Origin of the sequence: Actinoplanes sp. NPDC051633 (assembly GCF_040681735.1) — a bacterium.
Classification (GTDB): Bacteria; Actinomycetota; Actinomycetes; order Mycobacteriales; family Micromonosporaceae; genus Actinoplanes.
The window spans coordinates 1-6,470 of the sequence record NZ_JBFAZH010000374.1 but is presented as its reverse complement, the minus strand read 5'-3'; the positions used below and the strand labels follow the sequence as shown (position 1 = coordinate 6,470).

Annotated in this window: 6 protein-coding genes; 3 read left to right on the top strand and 3 right to left on the bottom strand. The window is 71.9% G+C overall.

The features are described 5' to 3' along the window. Window positions 1-22: 22 nt before the first annotated feature. Window positions 23-1,282 carry an NRAMP family divalent metal transporter gene (locus AB0M20_RS20990; RefSeq protein ID WP_364300501.1) on the bottom strand — a complete coding sequence of 420 codons (1,260 nt, stop codon included), beginning with the start codon at window positions 1,280-1,282 and terminating at the stop codon, window positions 23-25. A gap of 101 nt (window positions 1,283-1,383) precedes the next feature. On the opposite strand from AB0M20_RS20990, the gene AB0M20_RS20985 reads away from it, so the two are divergent. Then, window positions 1,384-2,049 carry a DUF3159 domain-containing protein gene (locus AB0M20_RS20985; RefSeq protein ID WP_364300499.1) on the top strand — a complete coding sequence of 222 codons (666 nt, stop codon included), beginning with the start codon at window positions 1,384-1,386 and terminating at the stop codon, window positions 2,047-2,049. On the opposite strand, the gene AB0M20_RS20980 is transcribed toward AB0M20_RS20985, so the two are convergent. Further along, window positions 2,016-3,494, bottom strand: coding sequence for a glycosyltransferase family 2 protein (locus tag AB0M20_RS20980; protein WP_364300497.1), 1,479 nt, complete (start codon window positions 3,492-3,494; stop codon window positions 2,016-2,018). The two genes, AB0M20_RS20985 and AB0M20_RS20980, sit on opposite strands and share 34 nt — an antisense overlap. Continuing rightward, window positions 3,491-4,600: a HEAT repeat domain-containing protein gene (locus AB0M20_RS20975; RefSeq protein ID WP_364300495.1), complete on the bottom strand. Its 1,110-nt coding sequence runs from the start codon at window positions 4,598-4,600 to the stop codon at window positions 3,491-3,493. Before AB0M20_RS20975 ends, AB0M20_RS20980 begins: the two co-directional genes overlap by 4 nt. Window positions 4,601-4,655: 55 nt before the next feature. Here AB0M20_RS20975 and AB0M20_RS20970 point away from each other — a divergent pair, with 55 nt between their 5' ends. Both AB0M20_RS20970 and AB0M20_RS20965 read left to right on the top strand, forming a co-directional pair. After that, complete coding sequence (locus tag AB0M20_RS20970; RefSeq protein WP_364300493.1) at window positions 4,656-5,864, top strand: pyridoxal phosphate-dependent aminotransferase; 1,209 nt, start codon at window positions 4,656-4,658, stop codon at window positions 5,862-5,864. A gap of 14 nt (window positions 5,865-5,878) precedes the next feature. Continuing rightward, window positions 5,879-6,433: an alpha/beta hydrolase gene (locus tag AB0M20_RS20965; protein ID WP_364300491.1), complete on the top strand. Its 555-nt coding sequence runs from the start codon at window positions 5,879-5,881 to the stop codon at window positions 6,431-6,433. Window positions 6,434-6,470: the final 37 nt, after the last annotated feature.

Sequence of the window (6,470 nt, the reverse complement as noted above, 5' to 3'; positions counted from 1 at the left end):
CGATCACCTCCGTCGTCACGGCTCAGCCCGCCAGGTATTCGAAGATCGCGCGGGCGGACACCACTCCCATGTACCAGGTCACCGCCGCCACCAGCACGCCCAGCACGAGCAGCCACACCGGATAGCGGTACCCGTTCAGCAGCTCCCGGCGCCGCCACGCCGCGTACAGCAAGATGGTGAACCCGATCGGCAGGATCAGCCCGTTGAACCCACCGGCGAAGACCAGCAGGGCGGCCGGTGCGGTCCCGATGAACAGGAAGATGCCCGTGGCGACCACGATGAAGCCCACGGTCGCCCAGTTCCGGGTACGGGTCTCGGAGAAGCGCCGCGAGTAGGCGTCGAAGAACGACACGGACGTGTACGCCGCCCCGATGACCGAGGTGATCGCCGCCGCCCACAGCACGATCCCGAAGGCCCGCAGCCCGAACTGCCCGGCCGCCGACTCGAACGCCTGCGCCGTCGCGTTGCCCTTGGTGTTGAGGGCGACGCCGCCGGCCACGACGCCGAGGATGGCCAGGAACAGCACGAACCGCATGATCCCGGTGACCGCGATGCCGGTGAGCGCCCCGCGGGTGACCTCCCGGATGTGCTCCGGCCCGGTGGTGCCGCTGTCCAGCAGCCGGTGCGCGCCGGAGTAGGTGATGTACCCGCCGACCGTGCCGCCGATGATCGTGGTGATCGCGGCCAGGTCCACGGTGTCCGGCCAGACGGTCTGCTTGAGCGCCTCGCCGACCGGCGGTCCGGAGACGATCGCGACGTAGACGGTGAGCACGATCATCAGGATGCCGAGGAAGATCAGCGCCCGGTCCATCGCGAGCCCGGCGCGCTTGACGACGAACAGCGAGATCGCGATCAGAGCACTGATCGCGCCGCCGATCTTCGGGTCCAGGCCGAGCGCCGCGTTGAGGCCCAGGCCGGTGCCCGCCACGTTGCCGATGTTGAAGACCAGGCCGCCGAGGATGACCAGGGTGGCGAGCAGATAGCCGGCGCCGGGCACGACCGCGTTCGCGACCTCGTGCGCCCGCTTGCCGCTGACCGAGATGATCCGCCAGATGTTCATCTGGACGACGAAGTCGACCAGCACGGACATCAGGATGCCGAAGGCGAAGGCCGCGCCGAGCGCGACCGTGAAGCTGGTCGTCTGGGTGATGAAGCCGGGGCCGATGGCGCTGGTCGCCATCAGGAAGATGGCTCCGGCGAGGGCGGTCCGCCGCGCCTTCGCGGTGGAGGGCGGGTTGGCGGTGGGTACGTTGGCGGTGGGTACGGAGGACTCAGGGTGCATGGTGTGCTCCTGATCATCTCGGTGATGCCCGTCGATCCCTTGAAGGTAGGGATTGTTCAACGATTCGGCAAGAGTTGTTGAACAATCTGTAGGTATTAGGCTTGCCTAACACTAAGGGGGCGGGCGTGGCCGAGGAGTCGCTGTCGGATCTGCTGGGCGGCCGGCGTGCGGCATTGGACGCGACCGCGCCGGTGGCTGGTTTCCTGGCCGGCTGGCTGGCCGCCGGGCAGTCGATCGCCTGGGGATCGGCGGTTGCCCTGGTCGTGGCGCTGGGCGTCGCGGGCTGGCGGCTGCGCCGCGGTGACCGGCCCGCAGCGGTGCTCGCGGGGCTGCTCGGCGTCGCGCTGGCGGCGCTCGTGGCGTTGCGGACCGGGCACGCCGAGGACTTCTTCCTGATCCGCCTGCTCAGCAACGGCGCCAGCGCGCTGGCGTGGGTGGTCAGCATCGCGGTGCGGTGGCCGCTGCTCGGGATCGTGGTCGGCGGCGTGCTCGGGCAGAGGACCCGGTGGCGGCGTGATCCGGCGCTGCTCAGCGCGTACGCGAAAGGCAGTTGGGTCTGGGTCGCTCAGTATCTCGTGCGGCTGGCGGTGTTCCTGCCGCTGTACGCCGCGGGGCAGGTGGTCGCGCTGGGCGTGGCCCAGATCGCGCTGACCTGGCCGCTGGTCGCCGCCTGCGTCGCCGTCAGCTGGTGGGTGATCCGCCGGAGCCTGCCCGAGGGGCATCCGGGGCTGCGTCACCCGCGCAGCGAGCCCGCGCCGACCTCCTGAAGGCCGACCTCCCGGAGCTCGGGCTCGGTGTCGAAGCCCTGGCGGTGCATGCTGCCCCAGACCGCCGGCCGGCCCCGCCAGGCGCCCGCCGCGCCGGCCACCTGCCACAGCGCCAGCACCTGGCGGTACCCGAAGTTCTCCACGACCGCGGCCAGCACGCCGCGGGTCAGGTCCGTCCACCGTGGATAGCGATGGAACGAGACCTCCTCGATGAACAGCGAGATCATGCTGATCAGCAGGCCGTAGCCGTAGGCGACCAGCGCGAAGCGCCACGCGAAACCGAGGTTGATGGCGTCCGCCCACAGGCCGAGCGGCACCAGCACCAGCGCGGCCAGCTCGATGAACGGCGCGAGCAGCTCGAAGACCACGTAGTACGGCAGCGCGATCAGCCCGATCCGGCCGTACCGCGGGTTGCCGATCATCCGGCGGTGCTTGCTGAGGATCTCCGCGATGCCCCGGTGCCAGCGGCGGCGCTGCCGGCCCAGCACCCGCAGCCGGCCGGGCGCCTCGCTCCAGCTGACGGGCTCGGCCACGAAGATCACCCGGTAGTCCTCGCCGCGCTCGCGCAGGTAGTGGTGCAACCGGACGACCAGCTCGGCGTCCTCGCCGACGGTGTCGTGCGCCATCCCGCCGATCGCGATGACCAGGTCGCGCCGGAAGATGCCGAACGCGCCCGAGATGACCACCAGCCCGCCGAGCCGCGACCACCCGGCACGGCCCATCAGGAACGCCCGCAGATACTCCACGACCTGCACCCGGACCAGCCAGCTCCGCGGCATCCGCACGTCCACCACCCGGCCGCCGACGACCTTGCAGCCGTTGGCGATGCGCACCACCCCGCCGCACGCCGCCACCCGCAGCGGGTCGTCGCCGAACGGCTTGGCCACCGACAGCAGCGCGTCCGGGTCGAGCACCGAATCCGCGTCGACCATGCAGACCAGCGGGTGCTTGGCCAGGTTGATGCCGACGTTGAGCGCGTCCGACTTGCCGCCGTTGGTCTTGCGGACGACGGTCAGCGTCTCCGGGTTGGCGCGGGCCACGTGCACGGAGAGGACCTGGCTGCGGTACGGCACCTCGGACGGCACCACCCGCGGCACCTCGACCAGGTCGAAGTGGGCCCGCAGCAGCTCGAACGTGTCGTCGGTGGACCCGTCGTCGACGACCAGCACCTCGTATCGCGGATAGCGCAGCGAGGTCATCGCCTGCACGGCCGCCACGATCCCCGCGCCCTCGTTGAACGCCGGCACGATCAGCGAGACCGGCAGCGTGAGCGGCGACCGGAACATGTCGTCGGCGCCACTGAAATCCTGTCGCCGCAGATGGCGCACGAACTCGAGCCCGGCCAGGCAGATGAGCACCAGATAGCTGCTGTTGAGCGCGACGAAGTAGGCGAAGATCGCCCAGTCGGCGGCGTACATGACCTCCCGGACGAGCTCCGGCGTCATGCGGGCACCAGCGACGGTTCGTTGATCTCGGCGATCGCCAGCGCCTCCTCGGCGTGTGCGGCGGCGGCCGACGGCGCGGCGTGCGCGCCGGCACCGGATGCCCGCAGGTCCTCCCGCTCGGTGTCCAGCACCGTCCGCAGCGCGCGCAGCCCGGGCGGCCCGAGCCGGCGCAGCGCGTGCGCGGCCTCGTGGGCGACCCGATACTCGGGGTCGCGCAGCAGCGTCGCCAGCTCGTCCACGGCGGACGGCGAGCCGAGGTCGCCGAGCGCGCGGGCGGCGGCGGCCCGCAACAGAGTCGGCCGGGCCGGGGTCAGCGCCAGGGTCAAGGGCTCCAGCGCCGAGCGGGTGCCGAGCCGGCCCAGGGTGGTGGCGGCCGCGACGCGGACGTCGAGCACCGAGTCCTCGCGCAGGACGCGGGCGACGCGCTGCACCGAGCCGGTGGCGCCGAGCAGGCCGAGGGCTTCCAGGCAGACGGCGCGCACCCGCGCCTCGGGGTGATCCAGCGCCGCGGAGAGGGTGACCTCGGCCTCGGGCCCGAGCTGCACCAGGGTGTGCGTGGCCAGCAGCGACGGCACCGGGTGGGACTGGTCGAGGCCGGCGATGATCCGCCAGGCGGCGGCGGGGTCGCCGATCCGGCCGAGGGCGCGGACCGCGACCACGCGTACTTCGGCGTGCCGGTCGGTGAGCAGCCGGCACAGCTCGGGCACGGCCTGCCGGAGCTCGAGGTCGCCGAGGATCTGCGCGGCGCGGGCCCGGCGCACCCGGCTGCGCGAGCGCAGATCGTAGAGCGCCCGGCGAGCGGTGCCGCGACGCAGGAACACCGACACCAGCGCCCGGTGGGCGTCGCCGCGCAGCTTGCCGAGCAGGCCCAGCGCCCCCGGCTCGGTCGCCTTCCATGCGTCGTCCGGGATCGCGACCAGGTCTTGGCTGCCGTCCTCACCGTTGTCCGCGACGAAGGCGAGCAGCTCGCGGCGCGGGCCCGCGGCGAGCGCGGACTGCCGGCGCCGGCGGATCTGGCGGACCACCCGGACCACGACGATGGCCACGGCGGTCACCGCCACGACCGCGGCGAGCACCGCGATCGCGATCGTGAAGATCCGCAACATAAGGGCGAATATATCCCGTTTGGGAGCGGCGGTGCGGCGCTTTAGGGTGGGAGCCATGGTGGGTCAGGCCGACAGGCTCAAGAACGTCCGGTACGACATCCGCGGCCCCGTGCTGCGCCGTGCCCAGGAGCTCGAGGCGGCCGGTCACCGGCTGCTCAAGCTGAACCTGGGCAACCCCGAGCCGTGGGGGCTGAACACCCCCGAGCCGATCATGGCCGACGTCGTGCACAACCTGGCCGCCGCACAGGGCTACAGCGACGCCCGGGGCATCTACTCGGCCCGGGTGGCGGTCGCGCAGTATTACCAGACGCTGGGCGTGCGCGACGTGCAGCCCGACGACGTCTTCCTCGGCAACGGCGTCTCCGAGCTGATCGTGATGTGCCTGCAGGCGCTGCTGAACACCGGCGACGAGGTGCTGATCCCGAGCCCCGACTATCCGTTGTGGACCGGCGCGGTGACGCTGTGCGGCGGCAAGCCGGTGCACTACCGCTGCGACGAGGCGGAGGGCTGGGCGCCCGACCTGGAGCACCTGGCCGCGCAGATCACGCCGAGCACCCGCGCGCTGGTGATCATCAACCCGAACAACCCGACCGGCGCCGTCTACTCCCGCGAGACCCTGCTGGGCATGCTCGACCTGGCCCGCCGGCACGACCTGCTGGTGCTGACCGACGAGATCTACGACAAGATCCTGTTTGACGACGCGCAGCACGAGTGCGCCGCCGCGCTCGCCCCCGACCTACTGGTGCTCACGCTCAGCGGGCTGTCCAAGACGTACCGCGCGGCCGGCTTCCGCTCCGGCTGGCTGGCCGTCTCCGGCCCGCGCTCGCACGCCGAGGAGTACCTCGAGGGTCTGCAGCTGCTGGCCAACATGCGGCTGTGCCCCAACGTGCCGGCGCAGCACGCGGTGCAGACCGCGCTGGGCGGTTACCAGAGCATCAAGGAACTGATCAAACCCGGCGGCCGCCTGTACGAGCAGCGCGACCACGCCTGGCGCAAGCTCACCTCGATCCCCGGCGTCGACTGCGTCAAGCCACGCGGCGCGCTGTATCTGTTCGCCCGGCTCGACCCGGAGAAGTACAAGATCAGCGACGACCAGCGGATGATCGTGGACCTGCTGGAGCACCAGTTGCTGCTGCTGTCGCACGGCTCCGGCTTCAACCTGCCGACCACCGACCACCTGCGGATGGTCTTCCTGGCCCCGGTCGACGTCCTCGACGACGCCACCGACCGGCTGGCCCGCTTCCTGGCCGAGTACCGCCAGTGATCGGAGTACCGCCAGTGAAGGGGGTCGTCTTCCCCGGCGGCAACTACGGCCCGAACCACCCGCTGCTGCACTACGCCGGCCTGGCGCTCGAGGTCCGCGGCGCCGAGGTCCACCGGGTGACCTGGCCGATGCCGGCCGACCGGAAAACCCTGGCGGAGACCGACTTCCACGCCTTCGTCGACGCCGTGGCGGCCACCGAACTGGACGCCGTCGGCGGCGCCCCGATCGTGATCGGCAAGTCCTTCGGCACATACGCCGCCGCCCAGGTCGCCCGGCGCGGGCTGGTCGCGGTCTGGTACACCCCGCTGCTGCACGCACCCGAGGCGGTCGCCGGGCTCGAGGCGGCGACCGCGCCGTTCCTGCTGATCGGCGGCACGAACGACCCGCACGCCTGGGACGGCGACCTCGCCCGGCGGCTGACCCCGCACGTGCTGGAGATCGAGGGCGCCGACCACGGCATGATGGTGCCCGGCCCGCTGTCCGCCTCCGCCGCGGTCCTCGGCCGCGTCACCGACGCGGTCGAGCGGTTCCTCGACGATCAGTCGCCCTCCGGTGCGCCCTCCGCGTAGAGCTCGGCGACGCGCGTCGCCGGCGGGTTGACCAGCC